The sequence below is a fragment of the Cognatundibacterium crateris genome, assembly GCF_010078235.1.
Classification (GTDB): domain Bacteria; phylum Pseudomonadota; class Gammaproteobacteria; order Burkholderiales; family Burkholderiaceae_D; genus Undibacterium; species Undibacterium crateris.
The window spans coordinates 18552-35969 of the sequence record NZ_JAABOS010000003.1; the positions used below are offsets into that span (position 1 = coordinate 18552).

A 17418-nucleotide genomic window follows, 5' to 3' on the forward strand; every position below is an offset into this window, starting at 1 on the left:
CCGGACTGGGATCAAGCGGGCAGGCAGAACAGCGCCAGCCCGGTTTTGCTTAAGTCCTGAGGGTCTGGGATAATGCCGGCTATGCGCTGGCTTGCTCTGTTATCCGCCGCTGACTCTTTCACCCGCCTCACTTCTCTTAAGGTCCGTCATGACGAAAATCGCTGCCACCTCCCGCACCAGAAAAACTGCCAAGCCTGCAGCGCCAGTGTTAACTGCGCCGGAACCGGTACAGGCAAAAAGCCTGAAGCGCAAACAATTTGCCAGCACCGGTGATGTGCATATCCTGGGCGATGTCACCATCACCACCCAGCTGATCGTCGGCGGTGACTTGCTGATCGATGGCGACCTGATCGCAGAAGAAGTTTTTTGCCTCGGCAAACTGACCGTGACCGGCGACGTGCAGGTACAGTCCTTATACGTCGGCCATACGCTGGACGTAGGCGGACATATCGATGTGGAATTCCTCATCAAAACCGGCTGCAGCGCCGAATGGATGGCGCGTGTATTAGAGCTGGATCAGCGCAAACTGGCTGAAGGCCAGAGCTTCATTGATCTGCTGGTCCATCCGGCGATTGCTGCACGCCAGGCACATCACGATGTGTTCGGCGGCTTTGGCGATATTCAATGCCTGGGCTATCTGTCCTGCGCCGATCTGGATTGCCACGGCAACCTGCAACTGGATGAAGATCTGGAAGCCTCAGAAGTACAGTTCGTCGGTGGCCATCTGGCCGCAGCCAGCATCCATGTGGCAGGCGATTGCAACTGCCAGGGTGAAGTATTCAGCGAAACCCATATCGAGGTCGAAGGCAGCCTGTTCGCCGGTGAAATCATCAGCCAGGGCAATATCGAAGCGGGCGCAATCGGCAGCCAGGGCGACATCACCGCCTGGGGCAGCATACGCGCCAAAGGTGAAATCAGCGCCTTGTTCGGTGAAATCCATGCGGGCCGCTGGATCGCGACGGCAGCCACTTTGTATGCCGCAAAATACATCAAGGCCGGTGAATCGGTGGTCGGTGAAAAAGGCATCAGCTGCGGTAAAGACTATGGCATCTTCGCAGGCTCCGTGCTGCCACGTTCTGCCTGGGCCACACAGGGCATGATTTCTGCGGCGACCAAGCCACGCCTGATTTTGTCGGGTGAATTTGTCGAAGGCAAAAAACTGCGTCATATCGACGCGCTGGAAAAAAAGCGCAATAAAGAACTGGACTGGGAAATCAGCCGCCGCGTGAAACGCGAGATGCTGGCGGAGTAAGCCTGTAGCGCACAGCGCAGCTTTGCCTGCCTGTGCGCTGTTTGAAGGTCAGCGCTGCTTCCAATAGCCGGGGCGACGACGCTTATGGGCTACCGCCAAGACCACGACACATGAGGATACGCTGGGCTTCGTAAAACACAACAGCCTCCGCAAGTTCTGCTTCAGCTTCAGTATGAAATTGAACGGAGATCAATTGACGCGCCGCTGCAAACGATCGAACACATCGGCAGCAGACACCAGTTGCGCTTCGCCACGTTCAATTTGCAACAATCTGGCTTCGGCCTCCTGACGCCAGATATCTTCAGCGGATAAAAGGGAAGCTTTTTGTTCTGATTCTGAGAGGTCGTCAGACATATGCGCCACCTTTCAAACGACAAAAGAGAACATTCATTCTACGTCACATCCTGCTCTGCACCATTGGCACGGCACAGCGGGCATTCCCTATACATCCTCATCCTGTAGCAACTGCTGTAACCGTCTCGGGTAGTGATTCAGAAAATCCCGCGTCACCGCATAGTGCTCAGTGTCTTCGTAAGCGACTTCGCTGATGCCACTGCGGTCGAACTGGAAAATTGTGGCATGTGGATACGACAGCAGGATTGGCGAATGGGTGGCGATGATGAATTGCGACTGATCCTCGACCAGCTGGTGTATCGCACTCAGCGCCGCGAGCTGGCGGTTAGGCGATAAAGCAGCTTCCGGTTCGTCCAGCAGATAAATCCCATTACCCTTCAGTTTATTAAGTAGTACCGCCATAAACGCTTCGCCGTGCGACTGGGTATGCAAAGACTTGCCGCCATATTCGCCCAGATAGCTGAGTTCATCCATATAGGTCGCCACATTGAAAAAACTTTCAGCCCGCAGAAAGTAACCATCGCGCGGCACCGGCACACCACGCGCCAGCCGCAACTTTTCGTGCAGCGAAGAGACCGACTCTGCGGTGCGGAACTGCACATTGCGGGTACCGCCCTCAGGACCGAATCCCAGCGCCAGCGCAATCGCATCCAGCACAGTGGACTTACCGCTGCCATTCTCACCGACAAAGAAACTCACATTCGGATGAAAGCGGATATTCGCAAGCTCGCGTACTGCGGGTATGCAATACGGATAGCTGGCAAAGTCCGGATCGACATCGGGTCGTAAGCCTGCCTGTCTCAGATAGGGTTGTTGGCGTCTGGCCATATCAGCCTCAGCAAATGATGCGCGGCGCGCATCTGGGTTGTTGGGGGTGCAATAGATCTAATTGTGGATCGCGAGAAATTTGGGTTGACTTACATAAAGCCAACCGTATGCTTTTATTTTAAGTAATCTGTTTTTTGGGCCTACTTTAAACGAACTACCGTAGATATTGGATAACAAACATCAGCTTCACTTTGTCTTAAAAATGCTCTTACTCCATCTGTTGAAGTCATAAATTCTGGTTCGACAACATTAATTGAATAATCCCAATCACCACAGATCAATCCAGATGAATCAATGAATGCTGTTTTGTTCTCATTGTTCGCTTTATACACAATTGCATAAATTATTTTTTCATTGCTATAGACGACACCGTTAAATGTCATTGTTGTTTTACTGGCTAATTTAAGATGACTAAATTTCTCAATAAATTTTACTTTTGGAATTGGAAATTTTTTGCATTTAATAATGTCGCCAGATGTCACCAAATAAACATCTAACTTGCCATTAAGAAGAAAAAGTGGATCTGGCTCCCATAAGCTGCCATTTACGTACAGTGATGAATAAGGGTCAGCTGGAACTGAAATTGTTTCTAACGGTTTGAGAACAAGAGGTGGGTCACATTTTTGGATAATTAAAGCAATATCATTATTTAAAACAGCACTAATTTCGAATATCGTAACGGGTCTGTCTTTATGATTAGCCAAAACAATGTTTGTAAACTGATTGGCACTAATACGATTCGATTTATGTTCAACAGAACATGAAACATTCGTACCAAATTTTTTCCACGTGAGATAAAAAGTAAGAGGGAAAATTACCAGCCCGGGAACTATTTTCAGAAATTCTTGAAATGAAAATACGAGATCACACATGTTTAAATACTCACAAAATTTATGAAAAAACCAAAGAATTTTAAATTGTTATACAACAATTAATCTCAAATTTCATTAGAGCAGAAAAATCAACTCTATTACGCGGTAGCAAACGCCACACAAAACCAAGTCAAAATGTAAATAACTTTTCTTTTTTTCTTTACGCACGTAAGGATATCTGTCAAATTTCATCCTTTACCGGAACTTTTCCTGCGGCGGCGGGTCTGGAAACCGGGTTCTGACATGATCTCAGGATGGGCAAGTGTGTGGTGTTGTTGCCGTCCTGCATAATTAAGAGCAGAGTACAGCGTGCTGCATTGGCGTCTGTCGCGCTGCCCCACCGCAATCGGCTGGCCTCAGGATGGGGCCGGGCTGTTGACCACTGACGGAGAAAAAGTTGAAACAATCGTATGCATGGAGTCTGGCACTGGCCGGACTGACTTTGGCCAGCAGCCCGCTGGTACTGGCGGATGAAGGACAATGGCAGCCGCATCAGTTGCCGCAATTGAAGGCAGAACTGAAGCGTATCGGTATCGCCATTCCGGCTGAAAAACTGGCGGATTTGTCCAAACATCCGATGACGGCGATCGTTTCGCTGGGTGGTTGCTCGGCGTCGTTTGTGTCGCCAACCGGTCTGGTGGTGACCAATCATCACTGCGCGTATGGCGCGGTACAGCGCAATTCCAGCGCAGAAAAAAACTATATCGCCAATGGCTTCCTGGCGAAATCACCGGCTCAGGAATTACCGGCCGGTCCGGATTCGCGCATGTATATCACCGACAAGGTGGAGAATGTGACGGAACAAATCATGCGCGGCATCACGCCTGCCATGAGCGGCAAGCAAAGACATGAGCATGTGGAAAACCGCATCAAAAACCTGATCGCGGAATGTGAACAGGCAGATGGAAAAAACCAGGCCTACCGCTGCTCTATCCCTAGTTTTCACCGTGGGCTGGAGTACTACCGTATCCGTCAGATGATGATACGTGATGTGCGTCTGGTGTATGCACCTTCGGACAAGATAGGCAATTACGGTGGTGAGGTGGATAACTTTGAATGGCCACGTCACACCGGCGACTATGCCTTCCTGCGCGCCTATGTAGGCAAGGATGGCCGCCCGGCTGATCCATCGCCCGACAATGTGCCATATCAGTCTAAAGATTTTCTGACGGTCTCGGCTCAGGGTCTGAAAAATGGCGATCCTATTCTGCTGGCGGGCTATCCTGGCCTCACCAGCCGTTACAAGCTGCCGGAAGAAATCCGTTATGCGCGCGATGTCAGCTATCCGGCCCGCGCATTTGAATCGCGTTCCGATATTTCCGTGATCGAGGCGGCCACCGCAGGCAATGCTGAAGGCAAAGTGCGCTATGCGAGCGTGGTCAAGGGCATACAAAATCGCTTGAAAAAAACCGAGGGTTTGCTGGCTGGTTTTGCACGTAAAGATATCGCTGCCATCAAGGATGCGCAGGATGCAGAATTCCGCAGCTGGGTGGCGCAGCATTATGCCGATAAAGACTTCCTCAAAGATCTGGATGCGGTGATCGCCAGCGATATGGCACTGACCGAAGAAGAGTTTGCCTATAGCGTGGCCACTAACAGCGATTTGCTGAAAAGCGCACGCACGCTGTACCGTCTGGCACTGGAAAACCAAAAACCGGACGCGGAACGCAAAGCTGGCTTCCAGCAGCGTGACCTGCCTTTCATCACAGCGCGTCTGAGCCGTCTGGAGCAATCCTATCTGCCGAACGTGGATCAGGCCCGCTTCACGGCTGGCTTACAACGCTATAACAAACTGGCTGCCAAAACCCATCCGCAGGGTCTGGATGTGTTGCTGCCTTTGCCGGAATCGGTGTCTGCGTTTTATCCTATGACGGAACTGGGTGATACCGCAAAACGCCTGGCCTGGCTGAAAAAAGATGCGGCAGAATTCCGCGCTTCCCAGGATGCCTTTATCCATCTGGCCGTCAAATTGCATGACATCGGTATGCAACTCGAAGATCGTCGTCAGGAAGTCGATGGCAATCTGGAGCGTGTGATTCCAAAGTATATGCAGGCTGTGATCGCCTGGAAGCAATCCCAGGGCAAGCCGGTGTATCCGGATGCGAACTCCACGTTGCGTGTGACTTACGGCACCGTGGCACCATACAGCCCGCGCGATGGCGTGACTAAGGGCCCGTTCACGACCGTGGAAGGGATCGCCGAAAAACACACAGGCAAAACGCCTTTCATCGCACCGGACAATTTGCTGGCAGCGATTAAAGACAAGCGCTACGGTGTGTATAAAGACCCGGTGCTGGGTACGGTACCGGTGAATTTCCTGTCCAGTGCGGATACCACCGGTGGCAATTCCGGTTCTGCGGTGCTGAATAAAAACGGCGAGCTGATCGGTCTGAATTTCGATTCCACGTATGAATCGATCACCAAGGACTGGTACTTCGACAGCGCCATCACCCGCGCCATCCATGTGGATATCCGCTACATGCTGTGGGTCATGCAGGAAGTCGATCATGCCGACAATCTGCTCAAGGAAATGCGTATCCGCTATCCGGCAAAATAAGTCGTTCGGTCTTCAGAAAACTTCAGAAGACTTCAGAAGACTTGAAGTAACTTGAAAGAGCGTGGTTCCTGTTCACACAGGGACCACGTTTTTTTTGTACAGACTACACTGAAAAGCTGCAGTCAAAAACCAAGGTCCGCATCCTTATTGGGCTGCAGCCCGAAAAACGGCTGCACGCCTTATTCCATGCGGACTTTTGTTTTGTATGTTGCATCATTTAGCTGAACAATCAGTTCAACAATCAGCGCAACATGCAGACCTGGCCAGCCTGCTCAGCCAGCAGCGCCAGCAATCTTGCTGAGGCTAAGTGGGCCTACATCGCCTACAATACGGCTTCCGGCGGGCGGTTTGCCTGCTCACTTCTGTAAAGCCACACCATGTCTGATACCCTCTCTTTTTCCTCCCTCCCCTTAGCGCCTGCGCTGCTGGATAATCTGGCCAGTCTTGGCTATCAGCAGATGACGCCGATTCAGGCTGCCAGTCTGCCCATCATCCTGCAGCAACGCGATCTGATTGCGCAAGCCAAAACCGGCAGCGGTAAAACTGCTGCATTCGGACTGGGGATGCTGGCGAAGCTGAATCCCACTTACTTTGCGGTACAGGGACTGGTGATTTGCCCGACGCGCGAGCTGGCCGACCAGGTCGCCAATGAATTACGCCGTCTGGCGCGCCGTATCGAAAACGTCAAAATCGTGACCTTGTGCGGCGGCACACCGATGCGGCCGCAAATGGCTTCTTTGGAATTTGGTGCTCACATCGTGGTCGGCACACCGGGCCGCCTGATCGATCACATCAGCCGCGGCAGCCTGCAACTGAATGCGGTGCAAACTCTGGTCCTGGATGAGGCCGACCGCATGGTGGATATGGGCTTCTACGATGATATTTACGAGATCGTCGGCGCCTGTTCACCACGCCGTCAAACCCTGCTGTTTTCTGCCACCTATCCGGATGATATCCGTGCCGCCAGCGAGCAATTGCTGCGCGATCCGGAAGAGATACAGATCGAGGCGCAGCACAGCAGCAATCAGATCGAACAGCATTTTTTCCATGTCAGTCAGGAAGGCCGCAATCAGGCGGTCGCACGCCTGTTACTGCATTACCAGCCCAGCTCCAGCATCGCATTCTGTAATACCAAAATCCATTGCCGCGAACTGACAGAAGAATTGAATGCCCAGGGCATCAGCGCACTGGCGCTGCATGGCGACATGGAACAACGCGACCGCGATGAAGTGCTGATACGCTTTGCCAATCAAAGCTGCTCGGTGCTGGTGGCGACCGATGTGGCGGCACGCGGACTGGATATTCAAAATCTGGGCGCCGTCATCAATGTCGATATTTCCAAAGACAGCGAAGTACACATCCACCGCATAGGACGTACCGGGCGCGCCGGAGAGCAAGGACTGGCGCTGAGTCTGGCCACCTCTGGTGAAAAAAAATGGGTCAGGCTGATCGAAGAATATTCAGGTATCAGCGCGCAATGGCTGGAACTGGACAGTCTCAGCGATGCGACTGAGAGTCTGCTGCAGGCACCGATGATGACGATCTGCATCCAGGGCGGTAAGAAAGACAAGCTGCGTCCCGGCGATCTGTTAGGTGCCTTGTGTGCGGATCTGGGTTTGCAAAAAGCCCAGGTCGGTAAAATCAATGTGTCTGAATTCGTGACCTATGTGGCGATAGAACGCGCCATCGCCCACGACACGCTGCAGCGTTTATCACGCAGCCAGATCAAGGGCCGTCAATTCAAAATGCGCATGATAGACTAAGGCGAAGATGCAGACTCAGCCTGGGCATGGACGCGGGCCCGGAACGGCGGCAGCTGCTGCGCTGACATCCCCATCTTCTGCTGTAACAGTGCATGGTATTCGGCCTCGCTGTCTATGCTGTGCACGCTGCGTTTGCCATGTTGGGTCACGATCATTTTCTGATCAGCGATGCTGATGCGGCCGTCTGCAGTCGGCAATGAGCAGATGGTCTTTTGCGTGAAATGTGAGTTTGGCGAAGTCTGCTGATAAGCGAACATGGGCAGGAAATCGTCAAGCTGAAACGCCTGAGTCTGAAAGCGGTACTGTGGTGTGGCGGCATGTCCGGCTTTCTGCTGCAGCAGTATCCAGTCAGCGCCATCAGCCTCGCAGCGATACGTGACACCCAGCTCCTGATTCCCCGCGCCAGCAGGCAGTAAAGGCTGGCGAAAGCTGTCGCCAAATCCGACATCTGCGATCCAGCATTGCGCCTCCAGCTGCACGGCCAACAGCATGTGGTCAAATTCCGGTCCATAGGCTTTGCCATCCCACACCCGTGCCGACCAGAAGCGGGTCTGAAAACCCAGAGTCTGTAATAACCAGGAAAACGCCAGATTCAGTTCGTAGCAAAAGCCACCGCGCCGGCGCAGCAGAATTTTTTCCAGCAAGGCGTCCTGCTCCAGGCTGATGGGCAGACCGGCACGGATGTCCAGATTTTCAAATGGAATCTGCATCAGATGCGCCAGATGCAGCGTGCGCAAACCCTGCAGATCGGGCGGCGGCGCCTGATCCAGCTGCAGACGTTGCAAATACAATCCAGTGTGATATGGACTTAACATCCTTACCCCCTTCATAGAAACTGTCTGATTTTTTCTGGTATCTTTGGTCGCTGCTACATCTCAGGACTGACCGATAAAACCAAGTCGGCGAAAGCGCAGTGCGGACCAGTCTTCATCAAAAGCGACCTGACGCACCGTATCCCAGCCCGCCGCCCGCAGGCTGTCCCAGCCATGATCCCGGCTCAGCTCACCTGCATACAAAGCTGAACTCTTTTTAGGATAGACCATCCATAAAATCGCATCACCTTCTGCCTGCGGCAGGATAGCGCTCAGTGCCTGCTCCAGACGCTGCCGGGTCGCCGCGAATACGATGAAAAACCGCGCAGGCTGCAGCGCTTCCACTTGCAATAGGCAGGGATGAGCGGCAGGTATATCCAGCAGCGCCAGCTGGGCTGCATCCGCGTGCAGAATCACAGTCGGCACCTGCTGTTTCCAGTTGAGTTTTTTCAGCAGCGTATGCATGCTTGTCCTTGTTGGCGAACGATGTCAGCACTACAGTGCCATAGCACCAAAAAAAACACCAGCCCGTGAGCTGGTGTTTTGTCTGACACGGCACGGTTCAGACCAGATCATAATCCGAAGCGCAGATCTACATTGAAGCTGTTTGCACGATAAGCGCGTGCGCCCATCGGTCCCAGCCAGCTCATATAATGGTGGACTAACACAATAGCCAAGCAATCGCTCTAGCCCAGCCCTGTCATAAAAAATGTATTTACTGGAATATCTTGAATCGCCATCCTGCGAATTCTCATCAAGTACCGATTTGAACAGAATGAGTACGATTCCAACTCAATCGCTAGCTACCACCGAGACTTGTCGACTGTCGGATAATCCATCGCCATCCAAGACACGTATCGTATAGCGCCCTGCTTTCGGCGGTATCCACGCCAATGCCTCACCGGGTTTAGTTTGCCCAAGCGGAGAATCATCGACAAACCAAATCAATTTTCCGCCCAAAGATCCCGACTCAGCGCGCAGATAGATAGCCTCTTGACGTGTCGCACGTTGCACATGGCTGACGCCGCGTAAGGGGCTGATAATGCTAGGCGCGGCATCTTGCGCCAGGTTGACCTCGTCATTGGGGCAACTTCCTTCCGGTAATTTGCGCAAAGGCATACCGGCTTTCTTAAACAGGCTCAGCATGTCCGAGGTCCAGAATTCAAACACCTCTTCCCGCGTGAATGGACCAGCTTGACAAGCGCGTTTGCCGGTACGGGAATCGATCAAAACTTTGCGATGCAAATTGCTTTGTCGTATCGGTGATTTACCGGTGATGAACCATGCTGGCCCCGTGACCGGACATTCGGCATTCGGCAAATCACCGCTAGCGACGCAGACTTCAAGTTTCTTGAGATTTTCCGGCTGCGTACTCGCCATTTCGCCTTTATCGAGTTTTTCAGCACGCAAGGCATCGACGATACGCAGAAATAAAGGCGCGGCAGCTTCGACGCCGATTAAGGCAGGATTGCTGCTGCCATCGAAATTCCCTAACCATACTACCAAGACATAGCGCCCAAACACACCAGCAGTCCAGGCATCGCGAAAACCCCACGAGGTACCGGTTTTCCAAGCGATTGCCGGGCGCGCCGGCGCATAGGTATCAGGACGTGGATTTTGCCGTAGCATATCGACCGTAATGAACGCGGCCTCTGGACTCAACAGCGTGATCGGCATACTTTTTTCTAATGCCTTGTCCGCGAAATAATGCAGCCCGCGCCACTCGCCTTGATTGAGAAAACTGGCATACAAGACCGCCAATTCCTCCATACTAATTTCCACGCCACCGAGCGCTAAGGCCAAACCATAGTGCGATTCTGATGCCAACTTTTGCACGCCGCCGAGTTTTAAAAAATCGTATAAATTAGGGCGACTCAATCGTGAGGCCAAATCAACCGCTGGAATATTTCGACTGCGAATTAAGGCTTGATGTGCCGGTATCGGGCCACTAAATCGACCATCGAAATTTTCTGGCGCGAAGGCACCAAAATTACTCTGTGCGTCTTTCAGGACTGAAGCAGAATGGATCAAACCTTGATCGAGCGCCAAGGCATAAATGAAGGGCTTCAAGGCCGAACCTGGTGAGCGTCGCGCTAGCACGCCATTGACCTGACCTGCGATTGTCGAGTCATGATAGTCGACCGAGCCAACCAGCGCCTTGACTTGCATTTGACTGGCGTCGATCAAGATCGCGCTGGCGTTACGGATGCCCATATCCGCGCGCGCTTTGACATAGTCGCGCATCAAGCTTTCCATCAGCTTCTGTGTTTTGACATCGAGCGTGGTGTGCAAGCTAGTTTGCTTAGTTTCTTGCAACACATAGTCGACAAAATGCGGCGCCAAAAACGGCAAACTGGCACGTCGCTGATAGGGCAATGCGAGCGCATTTGCATTAAACAGTCGGGCATCAGCGGGATGGCGTTGTTGCCATAAATCGGCTAAGCGCTGTCGAGCCGCAATCAGTGCAGGGGTGTCGATATTTTGCGCTTCGCTGGTTCGCATATTGCCTACCCGTTTGCGCGGATTTTGTGGAATCACCGCCAAATTCAGCGCCTCTGGCACGGTTAAATCACGCACCGATTTGTGCCAATAGATCATGCTAGCCGCACCGACGCCTTCGACATTGCCGCCATATGGCACGCTATTCAAATAGGCTTCGAGAATATCACGTTTGCTATAGCACAGCTCTAGCCATACCGCGCCAAGCACTTGCTTTAACTTCCCCGTAATACTGCGACTATCGATGTGATACACACGTCGCGCCAATTGCATGCTAATGCCGGAACCGCCGATGCGACGCGACCCGGTCGCAGTCGAAACACTGGCGCGCAATAAAGACCACGGATTGACACCCGGGTGCCAATAGAACCAGCGATCTTCGTAAAGCAAAGTTGCTTCTTGCATAGGCGACGCAATCTGCGTCAGCGGCGTCCATAAACGATATTGTTCATCGTAGGCCAAAGTCAGCCGCAACAATTCCCCATCCGCCGCGAACACGGTACGCGAGGATGGAAAATGCTGCGCCAATGGGTCTTTCGGCCACAGTCGAATTACGCACAAAGTCAGCGCGATGACGACGGCACAAAATCCTATGCGCCGCCACCGGGTGTTAAAAAAAAGTAGACTCATTGACTCGCTGGCGTGACCTTGAAGGATGCACCTGCTGATCGTCCAAACACGCGATGCTCGTACATCGCTTCGCCGTACGCCGCCGGCACCACAAAATTACCGATGTTGGTGGCACGCGCCTTATAGGTCACTTCCATCCAGTCACCATAGACATTGCCGTAGAAGACCACGCGGTCTTCACGAATATCGGCGTAGTCAATATTCCAGCTACTCTTACCACCTAAACGGCGACGCCACAGTGGTGTATCTGGGGAGTCATCATCCGACGGTGAACTCAAGACTGGCTCTAAGCCGCCGGGCAAAATGTCGACCAAGGCGACCGATGGCAAACTGCGTTTTTCAGTGGAACGTACCCGCACCCGCACAGTCACTTCCTCGCCCAATTGCGCTTGATCGACCACCACACCTTTGGCATTCAAAAACTCATGAATGATTTCCATACCCTGCGACTTGGCTTCTTTCGGCAATGCGCGTTCGTAACCAGATTCTGCCCATGAATAGAACAAAGGCAAATCACCTTGATTACCCAACTTCACTTTCGCTGTATCAGGTGGCAATTTCAATGCGGCCAACGCAAATTGTTTCGGCAATTCCATGGCCTTGCTGACACCTTTGGCATCGACTGCAGCTAGTTCCACTTTACCCGCAGCAGATTGTGCTGCAGCCGTAGCATAGGCATCGACCGCTAACATCACGACTGAAGCAGAATGCGATTGATAGTAACCATCACGCACGATATTGCCTAGGCGTTCCCAATAAGCTCGCGGCAAATCTTTGACTTTCTGTGGGAAGTGTTTGGCGATGATCGCCACCGTCGACGCGCTATGCACCAGCGGATCGTAGTAGTAATCCCAATACCAACTGCGGCGATAATCAGACGCATCTTGAAGCTTGGTAATTGCAGGTTCCACCAATTCCTTGGCAAGCGCATCTTGTTTCAACATCTGATAACTCGCTGCCAGATACACAGCCCCGAGATCACTGAGGATCTCATTGCGTTCCCGACTGTCACGTGCACTCTGCAAATCTTTCCGCTGTGCTTCACGTAAATTCGTCAATGCTGCGGTGGTGACGATACCTTGGCGCGTCAACAAATACGCTGAGTAAGCTTGGGTGCGCCAAATGTATCGATAGCTAGAATTTTGCGCCAAGCTATTTTGCAAATACTGATTGGCTCGTTGAAGCAAATCATTCGGTATCGCGAGTTGATGCGCCTTCGCTTCTAATAACAGATTCACGACATAGGTCGTCGCAAACATATCCGAACCCGCGCCCGGCCACATCGCAAATCCACCGTCGGCAGTTTGACGTGCCCTGACCAATGCGAGGTAGCGATCCAAGCTCTTACGCGGATCGGGCAATGACACGTTACCAGACCCACGCAATAATTCCTTGGCCAAGGCAGCCTGCGTACCGATCAAGACAGCTGGGAAAATCTGACTAGTGATTTGCTCGGTACAACCGTGAGGATAGACATCTAAGTACTGCACCAAACCGCTAGTGAACGCCCACGGTGAAGCAGAAATCGCCGCTTCGCTGCGTTTGAAATTGACATACATATTGGCTTGTGAAGTCAACTCACCTTTGCCTTTGAAAATACCGGTTTGCACTAGCGTGACGAAGGGCGAAGCAGGTCGCACGCTGACATCCGTCGACAGTCGCGCCTTGGCGTCTTTGACTTGTGCAGTGAAGATCACGCTGGCCGACCCGAGTACCGCTTTTTCTCCTGCTTTGGCGCGCACGACAAATTTAGTCGACGCTTCCGATTTTTCCGAAATCTTCAACACTTGCTGCGCATTGCCAATGACTTCTAAACCATCGGTCACGGTCAAGCCCAATGTGACCGGCGCATCTTTCCCTGCACCGACATAATTATTCGCAACACCAATACCGATCTCCACTTCATCGCCAGGTGTGATCGCCACCGGCAAATTCGGCAGCAAGATCACATCGCCGCGAACTGCTGTTCTGGTGGTCGCCGCACCTGCGGTATCGTCATTAATTACCACCGCCATGACGCGCAAACTGCCGTTGAAGTTCTCTGGCACGGTATAGCTGAACTCTTTACTGCCATTAACATCGACCACTCCTGACCAATACACCACAGGTTTATCGGTTTTGCGTTTGAATGGATTGAGATTTTTACCGACGGCACTTTCCGCATCACCACCTGGCGCGGCCGAGTTCATCAGTTTTTTAAATTCTGGCAGGATCAAATCTAAGGTCTGCTGCGTGCTAACTTCCAAGGCTTTTTTCTGGAAGAAGAATTTGAGCGGATCAGGATTTTGATAACGCGCCACTTGCAAGATACCCTCATCCACCGCAAACACCACGGCGCGTGAAGGCACTTTCGATTCGAGTACCATCTTCACCGTTTGCCCTGGTTTGACCAAAGCAGGCGCAGTTAATTTGATCGGGTTGGTGCGTGCACCGAGGTTGGTCACAAATGGCACCACGCCATAACTCATGGGACTCATAAAGATTTCATTTGAAGCGAGGTCACGCGCAAACTGTACCGAGACGTACCCATTCCCTTCAAAATCTTTGGGCAAGGTGATTTTTTGCAGCGATGCGGTACCGGTGGCGCGGAACCATTTATGCGTAACGACTTTCTCGCGTTCTATCGTGATCAAGCCCGCCCCTACATAAGGCGCGCGGATGCTGATTTCGATCTCTTCACCCGGCTTGTAATCTTTTTTGTTTAAAGATAATTGCAGCTCAGCATTACGATCCAAAGAACGCGACACATTTGCCGTACCCGCCACGCTGTACTCGACACGCGACAACACCAAGTCATCGGCATCACGTACCTGCAATACAAAATTGCCTGGTGTTTGCGTCGCTAACAAAGTGCTCTTACCAGTATTCGCAATGTCAAAAGGGGCTTCACTCAATACGGTTTCTGTCGGTTTCGACTCATAGCGATACAAACCATTCAGCTGCTTCACCAAGACCGATACCACACGCCTTTCCAAACGCACCAATTTCAATTTACCGACGGCGGTGCGTTTTGCTTTAGAGTCGATCGCGATGAAGTTCACGCTACGCGAACTATTGCGATTTACAAAACTCAAATCACCATCGGCTTTATAGCCGACCAGGTAAGCGCGATCCGATACCAGAGCCGTGGTCTCTGCTGCGACACTGCGACCACCTTCTGGCTCAAAAGCTTTCACCAACAAATGCAATTGATAAGTCGCTTGCGCATAACGTTCCAGACCAAGTGCGATTTGCGCATTACCTTGCGCGTCGCTGCTAGCTTTGGCTAGGTCAGTTTGGAATTTTTCTTTGGCACGACTAGGATCGAAGAAATTGTAATCAGCAAAGCTACCAAACGCTGGATAAGCTGGCGACAAACTCAAGCTAGCTTCGACACGTCGTTGCGGTGCGGGCGTACCAAATAAATTTTGTACATTGACGCTTGCGTTCAATTCTTTTGGTGAAATCCAACCCTCGCTGCCATTTTCGCGTGACAAATGTACCGCCACTTTCATACGGTCTGGCATAAATTCTTGCACCTTCACCGTCAAGCTACCCAAACGCAGTGCAGGCGATTCCGCATTACTTAGCGCGGCAGCAGTCGTCTCGCGTGCCAAATTCAAATTGATAGTGTAGTTACCGGTCGGCGAACTATCTTGCGTCGCATGCGAAAATTCTGCCATGCCGCCCACACCAAGTTTTAGTTTTTGACGACGCACGACCAAACCACGCGCATCGATCACTTCAGCCTCGACCGGCAAGTCGGTCAGCTTCTGCGCCCAACCGGAAGACTTGGCAACGATGCCGATGTTCATGGTATCGCCAGGACGATACATGCCACGATCTGAAAACAGATAGGCCGTCATTTGATTTGGCAAACCGCTGGAATGCAAACCACCCACATCAAAGCGTGATAAGTCCAGATTACGATCTTGTCGATTCAGCGGCAAGAAACTCAAGTCACCTGCTTTTTTCACCACCAACACTACCGGCATTTTTTCGCGCATAAATCCAGCCAGGCTAGGAAGATGTGTGCTGCCATTAGTATCTGTGGTTTGGCTCACTAACACTGAACCATTGCGCCCCCAAATTTCCACGCTAGCATTGGCCACCGCAGTGCCATCTTGAATCGACTGCACGAACACATCACGACTACCATCCAGTGCTTGTTTTGCGATAATGCCTAGGTCAGTCACAATCACCAAGCGACGATCACGCATGGTGGTCGGGTTAACTCTTTCGACATCGGCATCGAGGTTTTCACCTTCCCGTTCGTAACCTTCATAACCGTCATATTTGGGTTGATCAAGCGCTTCGCTACTGCCCGCGCTAGTATCGGCCGGATCGTACCCCTGCACCGTCAAAATAAAAATGCCGCGTCGATCCGTATTGTCGGCTTTCAAATACTCCGAAAAATTCACGCTTTCGTAATGGGTTTTTCCTGACTTTAAACTGAGTGGAATCTTCTTCTCGAAACGCTCGGTCAAACTATCGGGTGTGACACCAGAATAAAACTCAGGCTTGGTCATATCTCCACCCGATTGCGTAACCAAATGCTGCAATTGTTGTGGCAATAAACGACCAATCTCAACACGCACACCAGGTAAATCTCGAATGATGAGCGGCAGTTTTTTTTCACCTGATAAAGCCAGCAAAGAGCCTTTACTCATGATGCTAAGTTCCGGCGCTGAGCGTTTGATACGGAACAGTTCATCGCGCTGGACGCCAAGTTGATAACCGCCAGCGGAGCGCAGGCCTTTCTTAATTCTGACGAACAAAGTACGACCTGGTTCAGCTACGAATTTGAAGGCATGCGTTTCATGATTCTCGCGCTCCGATGGCAGCACCTGCAAAGCGACCGCTGGTGCTTTTTTCAAGATTGCTTCAGTCACCTCTGTCGGATCGCCCCAAACTTGCGTCTCACCTTCAGGACCCTCATGCGATTCTGGCAGCAACCACGCATTGATCGAACGCGCCATTTCTTTTTCGTTGACCGCCATGCCTGTCGTTATCTGTAGTACATTTTCTGGGTCGCCATTATCACCGGTCACGATCAACTGCTTCATTTCAGCGATATCTAAACTATACAAACCAGGTATCGACACGTCTCTGAGCGTGTCGTCTTTGATTGCATTGCCACCCGCTTGCGCCCGCACACCAGACTTGATTTTTAGTGCCATGCTCAGGGTCTGTGCGGGTATACGCAAGGATTCGGACATCACGGTTGCACGCAAACGAAATTTATCAAAATTGACGATCAGCTTTTTCCCATCTTCTGGTTTTTGAAAAATCGATTTCGCATCGCCATCGACAATCAATTCCAAATTTTTTTCCAAACTTTCTGGCATCACCGGATGTGAAAAAATCAGTTCAAACACTGCCTTGCGCGAACTCAATTGCACCGGATCTTGGTAAAAACTCGCCTCGTTGATTTTCATCTCAAAGCGCGGCGAATGAAACGACACTTCCGATTGACTTCGCACATGGGCCGCCAAGGCTTTGCTACCTATGCTGACATGGTATTCCACATCAACGGGCCATTCTTCATTCGGCGTAAACTCCAAACGATTGGTAGCAACCCACATCCACTTGCCTTTGATCTCTGGAGAAATGCTGATGTCTTTCGCTTCTTTTCCGATCAGACTCAAGGGCGCGACCGGGCCAGAAAACCGCAAAGCCACCGGCTGCGATTTGCCACCATTCTCCAGATCTGCGGGCGTTGGATCACTAACTGAAACATCAGAATTGAGAATTTGCGCACGATCTGGTTGCACGCTTTGCATAGACAACCATTTGCCGCGCCAATCAATTTTTTGTAAGCGCGGAAATGCTGCCGCCGTTAGAAGGAACAACACAATCAAAAATGAGGCCG

At 51.7% G+C, this 17418-nt stretch carries 10 protein-coding genes; 3 read left to right on the forward strand and 7 right to left on the reverse strand.

Going from position 1 to position 17418, the window contains the following annotated elements; genetic code table 11:
* Positions 1–148 precede the first annotated feature (148 nt).
* Positions 149–1252, forward strand: coding sequence for a DUF342 domain-containing protein (locus EYB48_RS06240; RefSeq protein ID WP_162019464.1), 1104 nt, complete (start codon positions 149–151; stop codon positions 1250–1252).
* 189 nt (positions 1253–1441) lie between these two features.
* On the opposite strand, the gene EYB48_RS06245 is transcribed toward EYB48_RS06240, so the two are convergent.
* The 3 genes from EYB48_RS06245 to EYB48_RS06255 all read right to left on the reverse strand — a co-directional run bounded on the left by EYB48_RS06245 (position 1442) and on the right by EYB48_RS06255 (position 3306).
* Positions 1442–1606 (reverse strand): addiction module protein, encoded by a 165-nt coding sequence (locus EYB48_RS06245; RefSeq protein WP_162019465.1) that lies wholly within the window; start codon positions 1604–1606, stop codon positions 1442–1444.
* An 87-nt stretch (positions 1607–1693) separates the two neighbouring features.
* A complete protein-coding gene (locus tag EYB48_RS06250; RefSeq protein WP_162019466.1) occupies positions 1694–2434 on the reverse strand; it encodes an AAA family ATPase in 741 nt (246 codons plus the stop codon).
* A gap of 140 nt (positions 2435–2574) precedes the next feature.
* Positions 2575–3306 carry a hypothetical protein gene (locus EYB48_RS06255; protein WP_162019467.1) on the reverse strand — a complete coding sequence of 244 codons (732 nt, stop codon included), beginning with the start codon at positions 3304–3306 and terminating at the stop codon, positions 2575–2577.
* A 421-nt stretch (positions 3307–3727) separates the two neighbouring features.
* Here EYB48_RS06255 and EYB48_RS06260 point away from each other — a divergent pair, with 421 nt between their 5' ends.
* Positions 3728–5863 (forward strand): S46 family peptidase, encoded by a 2136-nt coding sequence (locus EYB48_RS06260; RefSeq protein ID WP_408058271.1) that lies wholly within the window; start codon positions 3728–3730, stop codon positions 5861–5863.
* 377 nt (positions 5864–6240) lie between these two features.
* Entirely contained in the window at positions 6241–7626 is a 1386-nt protein-coding gene (gene dbpA, locus EYB48_RS06265) for an ATP-dependent RNA helicase DbpA (protein WP_162019468.1), read from the forward strand.
* Here the strand turns inward: dbpA and EYB48_RS06270 are convergent.
* From EYB48_RS06270 to EYB48_RS06285, 4 genes are all read right to left on the reverse strand, one after another.
* Positions 7623–8411: an arylamine N-acetyltransferase family protein gene (locus EYB48_RS06270; protein WP_162019469.1), complete on the reverse strand. Its 789-nt coding sequence runs from the start codon at positions 8409–8411 to the stop codon at positions 7623–7625. The genes dbpA and EYB48_RS06270 overlap by 4 nt on opposite strands.
* 90 nt (positions 8412–8501) lie before the next feature.
* Positions 8502–8903 carry a hypothetical protein gene (locus tag EYB48_RS06275; protein WP_162019470.1) on the reverse strand — a complete coding sequence of 134 codons (402 nt, stop codon included), beginning with the start codon at positions 8901–8903 and terminating at the stop codon, positions 8502–8504.
* Between the two features lie 327 nt (positions 8904–9230).
* A complete protein-coding gene (gene pbpC / locus EYB48_RS06280; protein ID WP_162019471.1) occupies positions 9231–11567 on the reverse strand; it encodes a penicillin-binding protein 1C in 2337 nt (778 codons plus the stop codon).
* A complete protein-coding gene (locus EYB48_RS06285; RefSeq protein ID WP_162019472.1) occupies positions 11564–17329 on the reverse strand; it encodes an alpha-2-macroglobulin in 5766 nt (1921 codons plus the stop codon). The genes pbpC and EYB48_RS06285 overlap by 4 nt, the downstream gene beginning before the upstream one ends.
* Positions 17330–17418 lie beyond the last annotated feature (89 nt).